General features: G+C 40.2%; 20 protein-coding genes. 16 read left to right on the plus strand and 4 right to left on the minus strand.

Annotated features, from left to right (window positions below; translation table 11 throughout):
* The first annotated feature begins 32 nt into the window (after nt 1-32).
* From CJ263_RS18705 to CJ263_RS18770, 14 genes are all read left to right on the plus strand, one after another.
* Nucleotides 33-2,927 carry a Tn3 family transposase gene (locus CJ263_RS18705; RefSeq protein ID WP_094998668.1) on the plus strand — a complete coding sequence of 965 codons (2,895 nt, stop codon included), beginning with the start codon at nt 33-35 and terminating at the stop codon, nt 2,925-2,927.
* Nucleotides 2,928-3,135: 208 nt separating this feature from the next.
* Nucleotides 3,136-4,098 (plus strand): NADH-quinone oxidoreductase subunit B family protein, encoded by a 963-nt coding sequence (locus CJ263_RS18710; protein WP_067037452.1) that lies wholly within the window; start codon nt 3,136-3,138, stop codon nt 4,096-4,098.
* A 21-nt stretch (nt 4,099-4,119) separates the two neighbouring features.
* Nucleotides 4,120-5,712, plus strand: a complete 1,593-nt coding sequence (locus CJ263_RS18715; protein ID WP_036382135.1) for a nickel-dependent hydrogenase large subunit — start codon at nt 4,120-4,122, stop codon at nt 5,710-5,712.
* A 79-nt stretch (nt 5,713-5,791) separates the two neighbouring features.
* The gene (locus CJ263_RS18720; protein ID WP_036382137.1) at nt 5,792-6,259 is read left to right on the plus strand and encodes a hydrogenase maturation protease; all 468 of its coding nucleotides are present in this window, start codon (nt 5,792-5,794) and stop codon (nt 6,257-6,259) included.
* Nucleotides 6,260-6,267: 8 nt separating this feature from the next.
* On the plus strand, nt 6,268-6,588 hold the full coding sequence (locus CJ263_RS18725) for a hypothetical protein (RefSeq protein WP_051947244.1): 321 nt from the start codon (nt 6,268-6,270) through the stop codon (nt 6,586-6,588).
* Nucleotides 6,585-6,842: a hypothetical protein gene (locus CJ263_RS18730; RefSeq protein ID WP_036382140.1), complete on the plus strand. Its 258-nt coding sequence runs from the start codon at nt 6,585-6,587 to the stop codon at nt 6,840-6,842. Before CJ263_RS18725 ends, CJ263_RS18730 begins: the two co-directional genes overlap by 4 nt.
* Entirely contained in the window at nt 6,817-8,298 is a 1,482-nt protein-coding gene (locus tag CJ263_RS18735; RefSeq protein ID WP_072877979.1) for a hypothetical protein, read from the plus strand. Before CJ263_RS18730 ends, CJ263_RS18735 begins: the two co-directional genes overlap by 26 nt.
* Before the next feature lie 7 nt (nt 8,299-8,305).
* Nucleotides 8,306-8,653 carry a hydrogenase maturation nickel metallochaperone HypA/HybF gene (locus CJ263_RS18740; protein ID WP_036382147.1) on the plus strand — a complete coding sequence of 116 codons (348 nt, stop codon included), beginning with the start codon at nt 8,306-8,308 and terminating at the stop codon, nt 8,651-8,653.
* A 31-nt stretch (nt 8,654-8,684) separates the two neighbouring features.
* Nucleotides 8,685-9,383 (plus strand): hydrogenase nickel incorporation protein HypB, encoded by a 699-nt coding sequence (gene hypB / locus CJ263_RS18745; RefSeq protein ID WP_072878679.1) that lies wholly within the window; start codon nt 8,685-8,687, stop codon nt 9,381-9,383.
* Nucleotides 9,384-9,390: 7 nt separating this feature from the next.
* The gene (gene hypF / locus CJ263_RS18750) at nt 9,391-11,652 is read left to right on the plus strand and encodes a carbamoyltransferase HypF (RefSeq protein WP_094998669.1); all 2,262 of its coding nucleotides are present in this window, start codon (nt 9,391-9,393) and stop codon (nt 11,650-11,652) included.
* Nucleotides 11,653-11,655: 3 nt separating this feature from the next.
* A complete protein-coding gene (locus CJ263_RS18755) occupies nt 11,656-11,931 on the plus strand; it encodes a HypC/HybG/HupF family hydrogenase formation chaperone (RefSeq protein WP_036382153.1) in 276 nt (91 codons plus the stop codon).
* 97 nt (nt 11,932-12,028) lie between these two features.
* Entirely contained in the window at nt 12,029-13,123 is a 1,095-nt protein-coding gene (gene hypD, locus CJ263_RS18760; RefSeq protein WP_036382157.1) for a hydrogenase formation protein HypD, read from the plus strand.
* Between the two features lie 10 nt (nt 13,124-13,133).
* Nucleotides 13,134-14,195 (plus strand): hydrogenase expression/formation protein HypE, encoded by a 1,062-nt coding sequence (hypE, locus tag CJ263_RS18765; RefSeq protein ID WP_229702477.1) that lies wholly within the window; start codon nt 13,134-13,136, stop codon nt 14,193-14,195.
* A 1-nt stretch (nt 14,196) separates the two neighbouring features.
* Nucleotides 14,197-15,291, plus strand: a complete 1,095-nt coding sequence (locus tag CJ263_RS18770; RefSeq protein ID WP_036382160.1) for an NHL repeat-containing protein — start codon at nt 14,197-14,199, stop codon at nt 15,289-15,291.
* Here the strand turns inward: CJ263_RS18770 and CJ263_RS18775 are convergent.
* Nucleotides 15,288-15,995, minus strand: coding sequence for an urease accessory protein UreH domain-containing protein (locus CJ263_RS18775; protein WP_094998670.1), 708 nt, complete (start codon nt 15,993-15,995; stop codon nt 15,288-15,290). The two genes, CJ263_RS18770 and CJ263_RS18775, sit on opposite strands and share 4 nt — an antisense overlap.
* 267 nt (nt 15,996-16,262) lie before the next feature.
* On the opposite strand from CJ263_RS18775, the gene CJ263_RS18780 reads away from it, so the two are divergent.
* On the plus strand, nt 16,263-16,844 hold the full coding sequence (locus CJ263_RS18780) for a recombinase family protein (protein WP_094998671.1): 582 nt from the start codon (nt 16,263-16,265) through the stop codon (nt 16,842-16,844).
* 14 nt (nt 16,845-16,858) lie between these two features.
* Nucleotides 16,859-17,650: an AAA family ATPase gene (locus CJ263_RS18785; protein WP_094998672.1), complete on the plus strand. Its 792-nt coding sequence runs from the start codon at nt 16,859-16,861 to the stop codon at nt 17,648-17,650.
* 50 nt (nt 17,651-17,700) lie between these two features.
* On the opposite strand, the gene CJ263_RS18790 is transcribed toward CJ263_RS18785, so the two are convergent.
* The 3 genes from CJ263_RS18790 to CJ263_RS18800 all read right to left on the minus strand — a co-directional run bounded on the left by CJ263_RS18790 (nt 17,701) and on the right by CJ263_RS18800 (nt 21,122).
* Nucleotides 17,701-17,925 (minus strand): phosphate ABC transporter substrate-binding protein, encoded by a 225-nt coding sequence (locus CJ263_RS18790; RefSeq protein ID WP_094998673.1) that lies wholly within the window; start codon nt 17,923-17,925, stop codon nt 17,701-17,703.
* Between the two features lie 303 nt (nt 17,926-18,228).
* On the minus strand, nt 18,229-18,708 hold the full coding sequence (locus tag CJ263_RS18795; protein ID WP_094998674.1) for a type 1 periplasmic binding fold superfamily protein: 480 nt from the start codon (nt 18,706-18,708) through the stop codon (nt 18,229-18,231).
* 20 nt (nt 18,709-18,728) lie between these two features.
* On the minus strand, nt 18,729-21,122 hold the full coding sequence (locus CJ263_RS18800; protein ID WP_094998675.1) for a TonB-dependent receptor: 2,394 nt from the start codon (nt 21,120-21,122) through the stop codon (nt 18,729-18,731).
* Between the last annotated feature and the right edge of the window lie 51 nt (nt 21,123-21,173).

The raw sequence follows: 21,173 nt of genomic DNA on the forward strand, positions 1-21,173 counted from the left end.
AAGATAAATATGCTAATTTGTGGCAAAAACACATGGAACAAAACCAGTATCAGGATTGGTACCTGACCTACGATGAGTCAATATTGTTGAAGAATAAAAGCTTTCCCCATAAACTGGCTTTTGCAGTCCAATTGAAACAATATTTATCCACAGGTTCATTTCCTAAAAGTAAATCAAGTTTGGTAAGTGGTCTGGTTTCCCATTTAAGTGAACAGTTGGAGACCAATGAATCTATTTTAAATGAGTATGATTGGTCGCAAAGAACCGCAGAACGTCATCGTAAAGAAATATTAAAATTCTTGGGCGTTGAAAAAACAAATGAAGAACACCGCGAAGATCTTATCGATTTTTTGATTGACGACATCCTTCCCTTTGGAAGTACAAAAACAGAAATCGAAGATGTTTGCCTTAAATGGTTCTTTGAACATAAACTTTCAGCTCCTACGGAAAAAGTACTTTCCCGTATAATTTCCACTGCACTCTCGAAATTTGAAAACAGATTTTTCGATCAGGTTGCATCATTGTTGGGAAGGGGTACAACGGAATTATTCGACCGTTGCCTGAGAAGCGATCCAGGCGAAAAGGGTTCGTTTACTTGGCTTCGTTCAGATCCTGGACGTGTTGGCCTTCTAACCGTTCTTGATGAGCTGGACAAATTGGCATTTATAGAGGATTGCGCAATTCCTATTCAAGAAATCGGTGGGATACATCCCAAGATTAGGGAAAGATTGTACAAAAGAATAGCTTCGGAATCCGCTTGGGAGATAAGGCGACACCCACCATATATTAGGGATACCCTGATGGGTGTCTTTCTTTTTTCCAGAAGGCAAAAAATCATAGATGACCTTGTGGATCTTTTCATTCTCATTGTGGGAAAACTATCAAAGAAGGCAAAAAAGAAAGTAGAGACCGCACTGGTAAAGGAATTGAAACGCGTTTATGGTAAGACGACAATATTGGCCCGAATCGCCGAGGCATCATTGAAGGACCCTAAAGGAACCATCAATAGGGTAATATTTCCCATTGCAAATAAATCGAAGCTTTCCGATATCGTCAAGGAGTATAAATATTCCGGTAAGGGTTTCAAAAATGAAATCCATGGATTGGTGCGTTCCAGTTATTCCTCACATTATCGGAGAATGGTCCCGAAAATATTGGGCAGTCTTACCTTCAGGTCGAACAACGATCTGCACGTACCTATTTTGGACGCGATAGATTGGCTGTTGGAGAACCCTATGCCAAACTCAAAATTCTCAATGGACGATGACTCGATTCCCACTTCGGACATCATCAAGCCCAGCTTTGTAAAACTTGTCAAAGGGATGGGCAAAGGCGATATGGATCGGATAGACTATGAAATAGCAGTACTTGAAGCTTTGAGAAAGAGGCTCCGTTGCAAGGAAATATGGGTTGAAGGAGCCGATAGGTACCGTAATCCCGATGAGGATGTACCTAAAGACTTCAATATGAACAGGAAATTTTATTACGACCGGTTGGGCGTAGAGAACGACCCCGTGGAATTTACCAAGGGATTAAAGGAAGAAATGGAAATCGCACTGAGAACGTTAAATGAAAACTTGCCGTCCAACAAGTATGTAAGATTACGGCAAAGCGGCATCAAGAACATTGTTCTCTCCCCCATGGACCCGCTCGTGGACCCACCGAACATAAATGCGCTCAAGGGAGATGTACAATCCAGATGGCCAATGACATCACTTTTGGAAATCCTTCGCGAAGCGGACAGTTGGTCCGGGTTCACAAAATTGTTCAAGAGTATCCGGACATCTGAACGTTTGACACCGGAACAGCTCAGAAAAAGACTATTGTTGGTTCTTTATGGGCTTGGAACCAATATGGGACTTAAAAGAATAGCGTCAGGTAATAATGTAAGCTACAAGGAGCTCCGTCATGTAAAGAATGTATATGTACACAAAGATTCCCTGCGCAGTGCCATTAGGGAAGTGGCCAATGGGGTATTCTCCGTAAAGGACACCAAACTCTGGGGCGAGGCAACGACCTCATGTGCCTCCGATTCCAAAAAGTTCGGGTCCTGGGACCAGAACCTGATGGCGGAATGGCACATCCGGTATGGAGGAAGGGGCGTTATGATCTATTGGCACGTGGACACGCGATCCACCTGCATCTATTCCCAACTAAAGAAATGTTCCTCATCAGAAGTGGCCAATATGATAGAAGGTGTACTCAAGCATTGTACCGATATGAAGGTGGAAAAACAGTTTGTGGACACCCACGGTCAGAGTGAGGTCGCGTTTGCTTTTTGCAAGCTCTTGGGGTTTGAACTAATGCCAAGGTTGAAGAATATTGCCTCCCAGAAACTTTACCTACCCGATATTTCCCTAAAGAAAGAACTTAAAAACCTTTTACCGATACTCAATAGAGGTATCAAATGGGAAATCATCGAGAGGCAATATGATGAAATGGTAAAATATACCGCTGCTTTGGAACAGGGTACCGCCGACCCTGAATCAATTTTAAAGAGGTTCACCAGGGGTAACGAGAGCCATCCGACATACAGGGCCCTGCAGGAACTAGGAAAGGCGGTGAAAACGATATTCCTTTGCAGGTACCTTGCCGATGGGGACATCAGACGTGAAATACACGGGGGGCTGAACGTGATAGAGAATTGGAACTCTGCCAACGGTTTCATTTTTTTTGGAAAAAGTGGTGAAGTTTCCTCGAACCGATTGGAAGAACAGGAACTATCCGTACTTGCACTTCATCTGCTCCAGAACTGTTTAGTCTATGTGAACACACTTATGATCCAACGTGTGGTTTCCGAGAACGGATGGATGGACAGGTTTTCAAAAGAAGATTACCGAGCATTGAGCCCGTTGATACATGCACATGTGAACCCTTACGGGAAGTTTGAGCTTGATATGGACAAAAACCTCGGTCTGGCCGTGTAGGGTAATCATCCTCTGTACCAAAAATGGTTCCTTTCATGAAACTCAATTAGTTCATCTGAAATTAAATTAGCTTACAGACTTTTTATTTTAAGAGGTTGTCATGAATAATTAAGATATATTCCAAATAACGCAAAATACTCTAAAAATTTTGTTAAATAAGAATCATATTCTTATTTTCATTACTTTTAAAATAAATATCAAATGACTTATGGCAAATGTACTATGGTTACAAGGAGGTGCATGTAGTGGCAACACAATGTCCTTTTTGAACGCCGAAGAACCAACGGTGGTAGAACTTATTACCGATTTCGGGCTAAACATTTTATGGCACCCAACAACCGGTTTACAGATTGGGGACCAAGTTCAAGACCTATTAAAGGATATCCTCGCAGGAAAAGTGCAGATGGATATTCTTGTTTTTGAAGGCTCGATAATTCAAGGCCCGGATAACACAGGAACCATGAACTTATTCGCTGACCGTCCGATGAAGGACTGGATTAAGGAACTCTCAGAAGTTGCGGGCTATGTCGTCGCTATTGGCGATTGCGCAACATGGGGAGGCATACCTGCAGTTCCGCCAAACCCTAGTGAATCTACTGGAATGCAATTCCATAAAAAGAACAAGGGTGGGTTCTTGGGCCCTGACTATGTTTCAAAAGGTGGTTTGCCAGTAATAAATATACCAGGTTGCCCTGCGCACCCAGATTGGATTACTCAAATTCTTGTCGCGATTTCTGTGGGAAGGATAGGCGATGTGCTTATTGATGATTACCACAGGCCAAAAACGTTTTTTACCGACTTTGTTCAGACAGGTTGTACCAACGTAGTCAACTTTGCACAAAAAGTCGATGGTGGATTTGGCCAAAGGGGTAACGGATGCCTCTTTTACGAGGTTGGATGTAGAGGCCCAATGACAAGAGCGAGTTGTAACAATATATTGTGGAACAGACAATCTAGTAAAACCCGAGCTAATCATCCTTGTTTGGGCTGTACCGAACCTGGCTTTCCACATCACGACCTTATGAAAGGTAGTGTTTTTAAGACCATGAAGTACATGGGTACATTTCCTAAAGAAGTCCCAGAGGGTAGGAACAAATTGGCTTACTATTTAGAGGCCGGTTTCCAGAAAGTATTACCTACAAACCATAGGGTTAAGGAAGGTTCAAAATAATAGCAACGAAAAAGAATAAAAATGTCAGTAACAGAATTAAATATATCTCCCGTTGGTCGTGTTGAGGGCGATTTGGATGTGAAGGTCTATATTGACAACGGCAAAGTCACACGCGCCCATACGCAAGCAGCGATGTTCAGGGGTTTTGAGAAAATCATGGCAGGCAAGGATCCACAATCGGGACTCATTGTTACTCCTAGAATTTGTGGTATTTGTGGAGGGTCGCACCTATATTGTGCATCCTCGGCATTAGATACTGCTTGGGGAACAAAGCTAACCCCAAATGCTCTTTTGTTGAGAGCGATTGGTCAGGCTTCGGAAACCCTTCAAAGTATCCCAAGATGGTATTATGCGATTTTCGCCACGGATTTAGCTAATAAAAAGTATGCCGATAAACCTTTATATAAGGAAGTGGTAAAACGCTGGTCCGCCTATGTCGGAGAAACCTTTCAAAAGGGATTGACGGCAAGTGGACTGCCAGTTCAGATTTATGCCTTGTTCGGTGGTCAATGGCCCCACTCAAGTTACATGGTGCCGGGTGGGGTGATGTGCGCTCCTACCTTAAAGGATATTACCAGAGCTCATGCTATACTCGCACAATTTAAAAACGATTGGTTAGAACCGATTTGGTTAGGTTGCTCTATCGAGCGTTATATGGAAATCAAATCTTGGGACGACATGTTGGCGTGGGTCGAAGAAAATGAATCTCAAAAGAATAGTGATCTGGGATTGTTGATTCGTGCGGGTATCGAATTTGGTTTGGATAAATTCGGTCAAGGTGTTGGTAAATTCTTAGCAACAGGAACATACTTGCATAAAGACAGATATAATAATCCAACTATTGAAGGTAGAAATGACGCCTTAATTAGCTCAAGTGGATTCTTTGATGGTGAAAATTATCATGAGTTTGACCACATGAAAGTGAGCGAGCACGTTAAGCATTCGTGGTATAAAGACCAAGAAGATGGGCTTCACCCTTGGGATGAACCGCTTCCGACACCTATGAAATCGCAGACATTGCATGATAGTGACTTTGATAATCAATATAGCTGGGCAAAAGCTCCGCGTTATGACGGACATGCTGCTGAAGCTGGTCCGTTGGCTAGGGTGATTATGAACGCTAACCCAAATAATAAGGAACATCAAATTAGAGATCCTTTATTTGGTGATATCATGAAAAAGCTAGGGCCTAGCGTATTCACTAGAGTTCTTGCTAGAGTTCATGAAGCTCCTAGAATCTATAAATTCATTGAACAATGGTTATCTGAAATTGATTTAGATGGTGAGTTCTACACCAAACCTGTTGAGAAAGACGGCAAAGGTTTTGGTGCTACGGAAGCAGCAAGAGGAGCCTTAGCACATTGGATTGAAATTAAAGATGGTGTTATCAAAAACTATCAAGTTATGGCCCCAACAACTTGGAATGTTGGTCCGCAAGATGGTAATGATAATCCAGGACCTATTGAGACCGCTCTTTTGGGCACAACGATCGAAGACCCATTAGATCCAGTAGAAGTAGGTATTGTAGCGCGCTCTTTCGATTCATGTTTGGTATGTACGGTACATGCCCATGATGCGCAAAGTGGCGTTGAGCTATCAAGATTCAAATTATAACTTCTGACATGTAGTTTTTTTGAGACTTTCCTGAGGGTGACCTCGGGAAAGTTTTTTACTTTAATAGAAAGAAAAATAGATGAAAACGGCAATAATGGGATTTGGAAATCCGGTGCGCAGCGATGATGCAGTAGGCATTTATGTAATAGAACAGTTGCGGGAAAAACTTCCCGATTCTGACGACATAAGCATTATCGATATGGGTACAGCTGCCTTTGAAGTACTTTTTGGTTTAAAAGGCCATGATAAGATTATTTTGGCAGATGCAGTTCTGAATAGCAATGAACCTGTGGGTACTTTGTTTAAAGTCCCAGCGGAAGAAGTAATGAAAGCACCTCAAGATGACCCGATGGTTTTTCTCCATGGAATGAAATGGGACCAGGCTTTATCGTACACGAAAAAAATATTACAAGATGAGTATCCAGAAGATATTCAAGTGTATTTAGTGGCGATTGAAAATACCAAGCTAGAAGTTGATTTGAGTGACGTGGTGAAGGAAGCAGGTGATAAAGTCGTACAACATATTTTGGAAGAATTAAATTTATAGATATCTACGTGAGTGCTAAAATCACCCTGAAGACTTCACATATTTATTTGGACAATGAATTGATTCAACCCATCTTCGGAGACATTCATTACGCGTATGTCACCTATGTGGAAGAGCAGAGTAAGGTTTTAATCACTCCTGTTTCGAGTCAATGGTTCGTTAAAATGTACAAACCGACTCAGTTTCTATTGAAATCACGTAATTTAAAAGGTGATAAAACCCTAGCTATTCGAGAGATATTGATAGACAATGATTTAGATATGACTGACAGGGATTTGGATTATGAAATCATTGAAAAAACGAATTTGATAAAGGTGAGTATCTCATGACAAAACCAAAAAACGACTGGCTAATAGATGCCGAGGTGCAGTACAAGGTTACCCCTGTAAAAGGACGTTGGGAGGTTTCGCTCATATTTATAAATACCCAAGACCCTAACGAGGTTTTGGTTCAAGTTATCGGTGATTACCGTTCGGAACGACTCGCTGAAATCTATGGTAGAAATATACAGCAAACAGCTGCAAAAGACCCACGAGGTACACAAAAAGTAGACAAAGATGCTTACGATATTAACAACAACTGATGCCATCCTAAAGGTTCAGAAGGCGATTGCATCGGTAGATAGATTGGATGAGTTGGTTGGCATAACCGAGGACGCTGAAACTATAGATGACCTGAAAACCTTGGTGGTAGCATCGGATGAAATTACAGTTCCTTTAGATTGGTATGATTTGGAACCGCCTTATATATTTCCTGCGACTCCATTTAACAGGCAAAATCTACTGGCCTTGGTTTTCTATAAGCTTGGAAATCATCAAAAGGCCTTTGAGTTTGTTTCTGAAGAACATCCGCTATACCACCACCTTTTGATTGCAACACATTTGCAATTCGGTTATGAGATTTCGCCTGACATGGTAGATTTTTGTTACAATACATCGCCGCACAACAGTGCAGTTCTAAGTTATTATGGTGTCGTAGAAAACCCCAAAAACAATGAGGGACTTAAAAAAGAGTTTTCTGAAGCACTTTCCAAAGCTGAAAATGATGAAGTCAAGGTATTTACGGCTAAACACTACCTAAATTTACTTCTCGATTCTGGTGAATTGCAGGAGGCAAAACAACTGGCGCAAGAACAATTCGAAATTGCCATTTCAGAAGATGCCAAAAATGCAATGAATACCCATTTAGCGGGAATTTTAATGGCACAATTACAAGTGCCTTATGATAGTCAAATGTTAGAAGAAGTTCATGAACTGCAGTTAAAGGCCATTGCTCAATTCGAAGCAAAAGACCTGAAAATACAGGCAGGAATGTTGTTGGTCGATGCAACAGAAATTGCCAATTTTAAGGGAGACTTTGTTGCATCCAAAGAACTTATTAATAGAGCGATTCAATATTTTAAAGAAGAAGATATTCCGGAGTTCTTGGGAGAGGCCGGATTCAAAAAAGCGATTCTATTATATACTTGGTCAAAGAATGGAAGTCCTCAATATTATAAAGCAGCCATTAATGCTTTTCAGGATGTATTGAAAGTGTTCAAGCGAGATACACATCCTCAGAAATTTGCAGATGTACATCACAATCTGGCGTTAATTTATTCTGAAATTCCGGTAGGTGCTGACGAGAAACCAATGTGGACGGCCTTTTGTGCATCATCCTTCAAAGAAGTTCTGGCTTTTTATACAAAAGATAAGTATCCGTATGAAAATGCAATGGCAAGTCATAATTATGCGACAGCGTTAATGCATTTTCCTCCAGCAAAAATTCATGACAATCTTGAAAAAGCAGCTGGTCTGTTTGAGGAAGCGCTTGAGGTGAGAACGGCAGAAGCATATCCCTTTGAACGTGCTTTGACCTTGATGAATCAATTGGAATTGGGATGGCTTACACATAACGAAACTAGTGAGGAGGAGTTGAAAAAATATGAAGAAATGAAGGAAAAAGCCGAGGAAGTGAAAACTTTGGTGACAGATGCTGGTATACTAGAACAAGCTGAGAAGCATCTCCAAGAATTGGAAAAAGTAAAAAGTTTAATTTAGGAGGGTTATGCACGAAACATCTATCGTAAATAGCATTATTGCGACTTTGGAACAAGAGTTTGAAGCTGAGAAACTCCAGAAGATGAAAGCAATTCACCTGAAAGTGGGAATCCTTTCGAACATAGAACCGCGTTTGCTACACAACGCATATGATGTTTATCATTTAAGGGATGGCAGATTTCAGAACGTTGCTTTGAAAATAGAATCGACACAATTGAAAATTCAATGTGAAGTTTGCGATCATGTTACCAATGTGGAGAATTACAGGTTTCTATGCGAAAATTGCGAACGACCAAGTAAAAATGTAATCGAAGGGGAGGAAATGTTGATTCACAAAATAGAATTTGATGACTAGACCATTAGGTCTTTATAAACACAAAAAAACGATGAGCGTAGATAAATCAACAAAGGCGGCACGAGGAACTGTGCAATGCGAGAACACTAATATCAATTTGCTCAAAGCAAATGATTTTGTAGCGGATATTATTAAAAAGGAAATGGCTAAAACCAATACTCTTTTAATCAACATAACCTCATCAGCAGGTAGTGGTAAGACCACCTTAATGCAGAAAACCGCAGAAAAACTAAAGGATAAAATAACAATGGCCGTGATGGTCGGAGATTTAGAAACGGAACGTGATGCAGAGCGTATTCGGGAGACCGGCATACATGCCCTGCAGATAGTAACGGGAGGTATTTGCCATCTGGAAGCTCAAATGGTGCATCAGGTTTTAGACCAATTCGACTTGGAGAATATTGATTTATTGTTCATAGAAAATGTGGGCAATTTGGTTTGTCCGGCTTCTTTCGATTTGGGTGAAGACTATCGCGTTACCTTAATGGCAACAACAGAAGGTGATGACAAGCCCAAAAAGTATCCTAAAATGTTTTTGACCAGCGATATGATGGTCGTTTCAAAAGCCGATTTATTGCCTTACGTGCCTTTCTCAGTAGAAGCCGTAATCAAGGATGCGCGAGAGGTAAACCATGAAATAGAAGTGTTACAAGTTTCGTCTACGAACGGAGAGGGAATAGATGCTTGGTGTGATTGGTTACTGGAGAAAATTGAACGGAAGAAAGGATAATGGCTAAATGCAAAAAACCTTTGAAATTACTATTTCTGGTCAAGTACAAGGGGTGGGTTTCCGTCCTTTTGTGTATAGTTTATCTAAACAATTTCAATTGAGGGGTTCGGTTTGCAATAATCAAGACGGAGTACTAATTCACATCAATGCCTCCGAAGAAAAAGCAACTAATTTTCTGGTTCAACTACTAGAAAATGCTCCATCAATTTCTATCATTCAATCACATAAGATTTCCGAAATTCCGTTTCAAGAATTCGATGGCTTCAAGATAATTCCTTCAGAAGCAAAGCATCAAACCAACATTCCGTTAACCCCAGATTTTTCTATTTGCGAATCATGCAAAGCTGAAATTAGGGATAAAAGCAATCGGCGATATGGGTATGCTTTTACCACATGCACCAACTGCGGCCCAAGATTTGCGGCGACCACAAAATTTCCTTTTGAGAGGTCAAATACAACGGTTTCTGCCTTTAAAATGTGTGCTACTTGTCAATCGGAATATATCAATCCTGATGACAGGCGATTTCATTCGCAAACGAATGGCTGCCCCGATTGTGGGATTCAATTAAAACTGCAAGATTATGACGGGAGGCAATTTGATGGAGACCATAAGGAGCTAGTTAAGAAAACATCCGACTTCATCCGAAAAGGAAGCATCCTGGCACTTAAAAACACAAATGGTTATCTGCTATGTTGCGATGCCAATAATAAGTCGGCGATAGAACGTTTACGTGAAAAAAAGCAACGCCCTGCGAAACCTTTTGCCTTGCTCTATCCATCCTTGGAAAGAATCAAAAAAGACTTTAACCTAAGTGCTACAGAAGAAAATGCACTTACTTCATCTGTAGCTCCCATAGTTATTTTGAACCCGAAGAAGTCTATTCCTGACTTGGAACAAGATGGTATCGCTCCAGGATTGAATCAATTCGGTGTTATGTTACCATCATCAGCTTTGCTCACGGTTTTGATGGATGAACTTGGTACTCCGATCATCGCCACGAGTGGAAATGTTCATGGCTCCCCGATTATCTCGAAAGAATCAGAAGCAATTCAAAAACTATCTGGAGTGGCTGATTATTTCCTGCATCACGATTTAGAAGTTACTTTTCCTCAGGATGATTCTGTATTTCGGTTTACTGATGAACATCAAATTACACTTCGACGTTCTCGTGGATTAGCTCCCAACTTTCTGAATATGACACCTTCGGGAAACGAAAAGATACTGGCCATGGGTGCCCATTTAAAGAGCACGTTTACGTTTGTGCCTAATTCGCATACCTATATGAGTCCTTATCTTGGAAATCTGGATAGCTATGATGTTTCCGAAAGATTTCAGAATAGTATTGGACAATTTGAAAAGTTGTTTCAAACACAACCGGAAGTAATTTTGATAGATGCCCATCCACAATATCAAAGTAGCATTTTGGGAAGGGAGTTGGCTGAAAAATGGAATGCGGAATATATCTCCATACAACATCACAAAGCCCATTTTGCAAGTGTTTTAGGCGAACACGATTTATTTGATTCCAAAGAAAAAATACTAGGTCTAGTTTGGGATGGAACTGGGTTTGGAGAAGACAATATGATATGGGGAGGCGAGTCCTTTACGTATCAAAATCACGAAATGGAACGGCTGATTCACTTTGAATATTATGATTGGTTGGCTGCTGATAAAATGGCGAAAGAACCAAGATTGTCCTTTCTCAGTATACTTCCCAATGCAGAAAAGGAAATTGCCAGGAAGAAGTTTTCCGAAACGGAATGGAAAGTCTATTTAAAAATGTTGGAGAACAACCCATTGAAAACATCATCGGTAGGACGCTTGTTTGACGCGGTTGCATCCTTGTTGGGTATAATAGATGTGACTAGCTATGAAGGTGAGGCTGCAATGCTATTAGAAAATCAAGCAAGAATGTATGTTGGAAATGATGAAGTTGATTTTTTAGCAGGGGTAGTATTTGAAAACATTCCAACAAAAACAATTATTCAAAATATTCATCAAGCTATGGTAGATGGTTTCTCAATTCCAAGAATTGCGAATAGTTTTATTCATACGCTAGCGCGCGTGATTTTTAATATAGCAAAGCAGCATAATTTTAGTTGTATTGCTTGTAGTGGCGGGGTTTTTCAAAATGCTGTACTCATCGAAAAGCTTATAAAACTAGCTGAAAATTCGGGAATAAAGTTAAAATTTAATCGTATATTGTCTAGTAACGATGAGAATATTTCGTTCGGTCAGTTATCTTATTATCAGCATATTAAAAAGTAAATTATGTGTTTAGCGATTCCAGGTAAAATCAAGAGTATTGAAATGCAGTATGATGGCAAGGTGCGCATGGCTAAAGTGTTATTTGGCGGTATAACCAAAGAGGCCAGTTTAGAAATGCTGCCTGATGCCGATATTGACGATTATGTATTGGTACACGTTGGTGTTGCCATCAGCAAAGTAGATGAAGAAGAAGCGCAAAAAACGTTTAAGTATCTGGAAGAGATTGGGGAACTGGGAGACCTTACCGATGTAGATGAATATTTGCCAAAAACTAATTAAAACCGTTTGCCGTGAAATGATCCATTACAAACATTACATTCAATTTGCAAATTGAGCGAATTACATCTGACCAATTAATAAAAATAAAAATCTACAGATGAAATACATGTCTGAATACCGCGACCCTGAACTCGCAAAAAAATATTTGGAAGAAATAAAGAACACCGTTTCTAGACCTTGGTCGATTATGGAAGTTTGTGGTGGGCAAACACATAGCCTTGTGAAAAATGGTATCATTGAAATGTTACCGGATTCGGTTACTATGATTCATGGACCCGGGTGCCCCGTTTGTGTGACTCCTTTGAATTTAATCGATAAAGCGGTGTATCTCGCCTCAGACAAAGGAGTGATTCTTTGCTCCTTTGGAGATATGCTGAGAGTGCCTGGTTCTCAAAAAAGTTTGCTTGAAGCAAAAGCAGAAGGAGCCGATGTACGGATTTTATATTCTCCCTTAGAGGCTGTAAAAATTGCCGAAGACAATCCGGATAAAGAAGTTGTTTTCTTTGCCGTTGGCTTTGAAACAACGGCTCCGGCAAATGCCTTGTCGGTAGTGCACGCGCATCGTAGAGGCGTAAAAAACTATTCTATTTTGGCATCGCATGTCTTGGTGCCACCAGCAATAAAAGCGGTAATCGATGATGAGGAAAGTAAAATAGATGGCTTTTTGGCTGCTGGTCATGTATGTACCATAATGGGCAATACGGAGTATCATCCAATATCGGCCAAATATAAAGTGCCGATCGTGGTTACGGGTTTTGAACCTTTAGATGTGCTGCAAGGTATTTTGATGGTTATCCGTCAATTAGAGCAAAGTAAGTCTGAAGTTGAAAATCAATACGCTAGAATCGTTCGGGAGGAAGGTAATCGTGATGCTCAAAAAGTCATTGATGAAGTTTTTGAAGTTAGACATCAGATGTGGCGGGGTATTGGGGAAATTCCTGATAGCGGCTATGCCGTTCGTGAGAAATATGCAGCGTTTGATGCTACAAAAAAATTTAGTGTCACGATTGAAGAGGCACCTGAAAACCCAGACTGTATTTCAGGTCAGGTTATGAAGGGAATCAAAAAGCCTTTTGAGTGCTCTCAATTTGGTAAAGCGTGTAAACCTACAAATCCACTTGGTGCGCCCATGGTCAGTAGTGAAGGGGCTTGTGCTGCCTATTATCACTTTTCCGGACTAGTTGAAGCTTAATCGAAACCAAATGCCGGAGAACAACAAAATACGCGTGCAGCTGCAATGCCCCATGCCTAAACTTGACTTTGATGTCATCACTTTAGGGCATGGAAGTGGCGGAGTACTAACCAACAGACTTTTAGATAGTGGTGTTTTTGATCTGCTGAAAAACGATATCCTCGACGAACGCCATGATGGTGCATTTTTAGAGTTGCATGGCAAAACGGCTTTTTCTACAGATAGCTTTTTAGTGTCTCCCATATTTTTCCCCGGGGGAAATATTGGAGAGTTGGCCGTAAACGGAACGGTCAATGATCTGGCAATGTGCGGGGCTACGCCCAAATATCTCTCGTTAAGTTTTATCATTGAGGAAGGACTTCCAGTAAAAGAATTTTGGGATATTCTGGTAGCCATCAAATTCGCTTGTGAAAAAGCAGGCGTGCAAATCGTTACTGGCGATACTAAAGTGGTTGAAAAGGGTAAGGGCGACAAAATTTTCGTGAACACTTCAGGTGTCGGACCTATTCATCCCAAAGCAAATATCCGCGTAAAAAATATATCCGTAGGAGACAAAATAATTATTAGTGGAAATGTTGCATCTCACGGAATGGCTATCATGTCGGTTCGTGAAGGTTTAGAATTCGGCTCTGAAATCAAGAGTGATACCACCAATCTAAATCATACCATACTACGATTGATTGAGCTGTTTGGAGAAAGTATTCATTTATTGACTGACCCGACACGGGGTGGTGTTGCAACAGTATTGAAAGAAATTGCACAATCTTCTGAAATAGGTATCGACTTGTTTCAAAGAGATTTTCCTATGGATGAACAGGTGGCAAGTGCCTGCGAATTATTAGGCTTGGACCCTTTATACGTAGCAAACGAAGGACTCTTTATTGCTTTCGTATCTGAGTCTGTAGCAGATGCCGTTTTGACTGCTTTGCAAGAAGATGAGAATGGTCAAAATGCTCGTATTATAGGAAGCGTCGTTGCGGAACATCCCAAACAAGTCATTATGGAAAGTGCAATAGGAGGTAAGAGGGTTATAAGTATGCTTCCCGGAGAACAATTGCCTAGAATTTGTTAATATGAATTTTGAAACGCTAGGCAAACATGTTACCGATTCTTATGTTTTTAAAGGTTCCGAGGAAATGCCATTCTTGGCTCCAAGAGGAGTTTTTACTATGGAGAATAAACTCTTTGTTTCCGATACGGGGCGTAATCGCATTTTTATCTGGAATGAAATTCCCAAGACAGAATATCAAGAACCCGATATTGTTTTGGGTCAGGTCGATGCCACAGAAACGGGTCGTAATGCGGGTGGAATTGCAACTGCAAGTACATTACATTATCCATCGGGAATATGGAGCAATGGCACTATCGTTATCGTTGCAGATGCTTGGAACCATCGCGTGCTTATTTGGCATTCGTTACCCACTCAAAATGGGCAGCCAGCGGATGTAGTGTTGGGGCAGCCCGATTTTGAATCAAATCAACCCAACGTTTCGGGTATTGGAAACGACCCTTCTGCACAAACCTTAAACTGGCCGTACGGAGTTTTCTCAGATGGAGAAAGCCTTTGGATAGCAGATACAGGGAATCGGAGGATATTGTTCTATGACGGGATTCCAATGACCAATTTTGCTCCGGCGGATGAAGTCATAGGAAAACCGGATTTCACGAACAGGGATTATGAAAATCATGAACCCATTTGGCCCTATTCCGTTAAGGTAAATGCCAAAAGACAAATGGTCGTAGCCGACACTCAATTCTACCGTTCATTAGTTTGGAATGATGCTGACAAAGCATTTTCAAAACCAGCGGATAGTATTATTGGACAAGCCGATTTTGATGCTTGTGGACAAAATCAGTTTGGCTTGTTTCCCTCTTCAAAATCGTTAAACTGGATATATGATGCTTGTTTCTATAAAGACGGGATACTAGTAAATGATACTGGGAATAGTAGAGTATTATGGTTTGATAAAATCCCAACGAAAAACAATCCCGAAGCAACAGCGGTCATTGGGAAACGAGATTTTAAAACAGGAAGCGAAAATAAAGAAACCTTGATGGGAACTTCAAGCTCCTTGTATTGGCCTTTTTCAATAACTACAAAAGAAAATAAACTAATCATTGCCGATACTGGAAATCATCGGGTAGTGATAACGGATTTAAAGCTCTAAAGACTAAGATACAGCCAGTAAACACCTATAGCAATTGCGAAAACTCCTCCCGATAAGCGCACCATTTTAAAAAGAGATTTACTGTTTTGTTTTTTGGAGTACCTCGCTAATTGTCCAAGTAAGAATGTATAAATCGTCATAACCAATAGTGTTCCTAATCCGAAGCCAATGATGTATTGAATACTATCAAATTTATTTTCAAATCCCAATACCGGAAGGAGTAAAACAAAATGTGCTATTCCTGCGAGTCCATGTAAAACCCCAATCCCAAAAGAAGTCCATTGATTTTGCTTAACCTTTTTGCTATGAGCGTGACCATGGTTTAGCATGTTTTTGTCATGCTCATGTTCGTGTATATGAATATAGGGCTCTTCCGCATTGTGCACATGCGGATGTTTGTGGTTTTTTCTTTTGCCGAAAATACTGTATAATGCCCAGAGTCCCACGACAATTAAAACGGCGCCAACTAGCTGTTCACTATGTTCCGATATTTTCTCTATTGGAATGTATTGCCGAAATAGGAGAAAAAGCAACCCTATCAAAAGCATTCCGGTCAGATGTCCAAAACCCCAGAACAAACCTATTTTCCAGACTTTTCGTCTCGTTTCAATCGCCAAAGGGGTAACCGCAGCCAAATGGTCTGGTCCTGAAACCACATGTAATATTGAAGCTGCAATACCGGCAAGTAAAGGAAAGCTCATCATTCGATTTACAAAAGAACAATGTAGTGAAATTTCTTGTCAAAATTGTTTCTGATACGCTTTTCAATTCGCTCTACGTTGTTACAAAATATACATTTCATTATTTAGCTCTTTAAAGTGAAAATCCTAGGCCGTTATAAATCATAATTATGGTCCTATTAATCGGCCGTTTTTCGGTACAACCGAAATGCCCTAAAAAAATATCTTATCCTAGTTCCATTTATCGTTCTTTTTAGTAGTTTCGTTATATAACCTTTTACGGAACTAAAAATGGTAGTAGGATATGCCAGGGTATCGACACCCGAGCAAAAGCTTGAAGCACAGATCGATCTGTTAAAAAATGCTGGTTGTGAGAAAATTTATAAGGATATAGCAAGCGGTACCCGGGACGACAGAAAAGGATTGAACGAAATGCTGAGATATATGCGAAAGGGGGACACTATCCTTACCTATAAAAACGACAGGGTTTTCCGTTCGCTGAAAAATATGGTTGAACTTATTGATAGGTTCAATGAGGCAGGGGTACATTTCAAAAGCTTGAGCGAACCGGAATTCGACACCACATCGGCCAACGGTAAATTTTTATTACAGATTTTTGCGGCAGTTGCGGAATTCGAACGCAACCTTATCAGTGAACGCACAAAGGTGGGGCTTGATAATGCAAGAAAGCGGAACAAGTTGTTGGGCAGGCCCAAAGGGTCGAAGATTGAAACAATCGAAAAGTACCATTATGCCAAGCATCTGTACGGGAATCAAGGAGTATCGATTGATTTGGCCTGCAAACGGGCAAAAATCGGTAAGACCTCTTTTTATAGAGTAGAAAAAGAACTTTCGTCAAAATCAAGTAGTTAATCTCAGACAAGGCTATGTCTTACCTCACATCACTTAGCATAACTACAGAAAGAACCCATCCGTTTCCCTATGATGTCAGTGCAATAAAGTTTGCAAAGGACGTTGATGTATCCGCACCTGTTACCTTTATTATAGGTGATAACGGTACCGGAAAGTCCACATTGCTCGAAACATTGGCACTTCGTTTACAATTACCACATATGGATGGATTTGGGTATGGTAAAAATTGTTTCAAGGCAGCCCGTTCGTTGACGCCATATCTGCATTTAGATTGGAAAATTGAAAAACCCAGAGGATTTTTCTTCAGGGCAGAGGACTTTGGTGACCTCTTGAACAGTATCGACAGAGAGGATGCCAGGCTCCATGAATCCTTCAAGGATATTTATGGAGAAGTTCCAGACCATATCATCCAAGAAATGAAGGACAACCAAAACTATCAGATTTATCGAATGCGATTGAACTATGGTCAGGATCTACAAGGTTTTTCTCATGGGGAGGCCTACCTGAAGATAATGGACGATACTATAAATGGAAACGGGATATTTCTATTGGATGAACCGGAGGCCGCTTTGTCACCATCCAAACAGTTGTCCTTGCTTTATTTTATCCAAGAACATCTTAAATCCCATATGTCCCAATTCATTATAGCTACACATTCACCTATGCTTATGGCATATCCCGGAGCCAATATATATGAGGTGACCGACAAAGGAATGAACAAAGTATCTTTGGAGGAGACAGAACATTACACTATTACAAGGTCGTTCCTGCAAAGTCCAGAAAGCTATTTGAGGTTTTTCAAGTAGAAAGTCCGGTATTATAATATGCGGTGCCGTCAAAAAATGGATACCACCATTTATCCCTTGTATTGGTTTCTCCTATGTTTTTTCCAGTTCCTGGTACGTTTTGAATACTTCGAGTTGGTCGTTTCAATCCCGTGGGGAAAACAGTAACAACAGCCACCCATCTTAAGATAGTTGTCAATCCTTGATAAACGAACATTGGATATTTTCTTTGGAAAATCAATATGTCCTTCAGGGGTAAGTCCAAAAGCCCTTTCAAATCGTTTCGTATATTTCACGATTTCAATGTTTTAAGTGAATACTTAAAACATTGAGCCTTTTAGGAATTTGGAAAGAAACATAATCGGTTGATTTCCGTAAAGATAGTCCATAAAACAGTTTGGGCACAAGTTATATTCAAAAGCTATGAAATGGTAGTGTAATCCCGAAACAAACGAATGTTCTTAAGCATTTGCAGAATAGTAGTTTGGTTAATCCAATTGGACTTTTGGCCAACTTTTGAGATGTAACCATTGTATAAGAAGTGCCAGTGTTTTCAGTACCTGTGAGCTAAGTTGTCGTTTTATGCAGCTATGAGGTCACTAGGCCTGTAACGTGCCATTTCCTGCATCACCTGTGGTCAATGTAAAATTTATTCCTACAGGATTGCCATTGCCATCCTCATCATCATATTCAACACCGCTCAAAGCACCTGAAGCAGTAAAAAAGAATTGATGCTCTTCATCCTCTTCTTCAACCTCTTCGGTTATATCCTCAGCGGGCGTTTCGGTTTCATTTAATAGTTGAATACTACCATTATAGGTAGTATTCGCACTTAAGTTACCGGAAACTGAAATAACCGGCGCATTGGGTCCCTCACCATCCAAATCCTGGGATTGTAATGTAATGGTACCTCCGGTAGCACTTAAAGTTACGTTCATGGTGGTAATGATTTCCTCTTCGTTAACTGGATCGGGATTGTCATCGTCATTAGAACAAGATGTAAAACTAATGGCAGTTACACACAATGTTAAAAATCCGATTATACTCTTTGTTTTTAAAGTTTCTAGAATTGTATTCATTTGTAATTGAAATTTTTTAATTAATAATTATATATAAGTCTTAGGTTAATATTTCTCCCCATATCGTCAACAAAATATCTCAACCTGTTCAAATAATCCCTGTAAGAAGTATTTAAAAGATTGGATACGCTTAAACCTACAGTGAAATCATTTTTGTTTTTTAAGGAAAATGAAGCTTCTGTATTCAGGGCAAGTAAATGATATGCTCCAGGTGGCGTATTAATATCCAAAAGAATATCTTGTTGCTGCTCTGGAGAGAATACGGTAATGTTTGGAGGAAATCTTTTTTGTTCAAAAACATATTGACTCTCTAAACCTACCAAAAAATTATTCCACGTAGGAATTTTAAATTCGATACTATTGTTCAAGTTTGCCGCAGGAATATTAATTAACGGGGTGTCTGTATCGACATCAGTACCACGAACCCACGAAAATTTATGTTCCGAACGAATAATTGTATTCCAATTTTTATAAATGGAGGCGTCCACACCAATTAATGTGGCATTGGTTTGCCTATAGGACCATACAGGAAATGCACCCCTTATAGTAAATTCGACACCTGTGGGTTCCAGTAGGATAAAATCGTTTATGCTATTCACAAAAGGTGCGAAGGAATATCCCCAATCCAGAGAATTTTTCTCGAGGGAAACGGATACTTTGGACGATTTTTCACTATTGATACGCAAATCACCCAATTCAATTCGGGCTGCGGAATGGTGAAGTCCATCGCTAAATAGTTCGGAAGGATTAGGGGCTCTTTGCGAGTACGCAAAGTTTACTCGCAACAAATTCTCATTATCAATTTCATAATTTACACCCGTCGTACCGGAAAAATTGTGAAAATCGAATGTAGGATTCGTAAGAAGTTGCGTTCCTAGGTCCTCTATAACAACATCATTAAAATCCTGGTCGTAACCACGCTCTTCCCATCTGGAGACCAGATAGAACTTTTTAGCGTCTATTCTATTGAAGTCATAGCGTAAGCCAGCATCTAAGGTCCAAGCATCATTTAAACGATACTCGGCCACACCATATGCTCCCAAATCATATTTATCGTAATCAGGGATCAACCTTCTTACCCCTGTGGCCGGATTTGCAAAATTGTTTTGGTACCTGCCCAACAATCCCACTTTTAAATCAAATCCTTGTTTGGCGTCGAATTTTAGGTTCGTCAAAACGGAATGCGTAGTCAGCTGCAAATCCAAAGATGCTTTTTCTGCGTCATCACCAACACGGATATCATATTCAAATCTTCGGTTTTGCTGAAAATCATATTGAATCTCCCACTTTCCAAACCCTTCTATTCTTCGATAATAATTCAGCTTTCCAAGATGATGGGAAACCTCCTGATTGGGCCTGTTAATGGTATAGGTAAAATCATTGATGACATTCGGCTGTTCACTGTTTATGGATTGAATCAAATCATCTACGTTGCCAATGTGCGAGGCTCTAAGGATTCCAATTTCAGTATCGAAATAGGAGTAATACGCTTCCCAACCTTGAATAAAGTCTCTTTTTCCAACATTTAAGGAAACTCCCATTTCACGTATACCCGTATTGGATAAAACATAATCTGGCGCTTCCAAATCACCTAAACGCTTAAAAGATCCTTGTCCAGTTATGTAAAGTCCTGAATCATAGGATTTGGTTAGTGAACTGGTAATATTACCTCCACGTCCATTAGAAAAAAGATTTAGCTGTGTTTTCCCAAAAAGAGTATCTTTTCTAATAATTGGAGAGGGTTCCATAACGATAACTCCCCCTATGGCGTCGCCTCCATACTCCAAGGCGGCAGCACCTTTTATGACGCTTATTTTTTGGTTTGCATTGATGTCTACATTGGGTGCATGCTCATCCCCCCATTCCATGTCTTGCATGCGTACGTTGTTATTGAGAATCAAAATTCTACTACCGTTCAGCCCTTGTATTACAGGCTTAACGATATTCCCACCAGTATTCAAAGTGGATACCCCAGCAATCTTTTTAAGGGCATCTCCCAAACTACCGCCACTACTTCGCTCTAATTCTTTTTGGGATAGGGATTCCTCCTGTCCGGAGTTGGTGTTCTTTGGAATATTGCTAACAACCTTTACCTCTTCCAGTTCCTCTAAATGATGTTCTAAAAGAATCTTTTCAAATGTATCTCCGTTAATGGTAACCACTACAAACTTGGTTGTACATACCGGATGCGACACCTCCAATTCAATGACTCCATCACATAAATTTCTAAAACTAAATTTCCCATCTTCTTTGGAAATTGTCGTTTTGTCCAAACCTGTAATAGATATCGTGGCACCACTAAGCGGGGTATTGTCATGAAAATCAATAACACTCCCAATCAAAATTGAATTACAATCTTGGGCAAATAGGTTAAAGCCTGTAAATAGAAAAAACAGTATTAAACAATACTTCATGGAATGATTTTTACGCTAAAGAATATCGATAAACTGAGTATACCGATTTTT

The sequence above is a fragment of the Maribacter cobaltidurans genome (assembly GCF_002269385.1).
Lineage (GTDB): Bacteria > Bacteroidota > Bacteroidia > Flavobacteriales > Flavobacteriaceae > Maribacter > Maribacter cobaltidurans.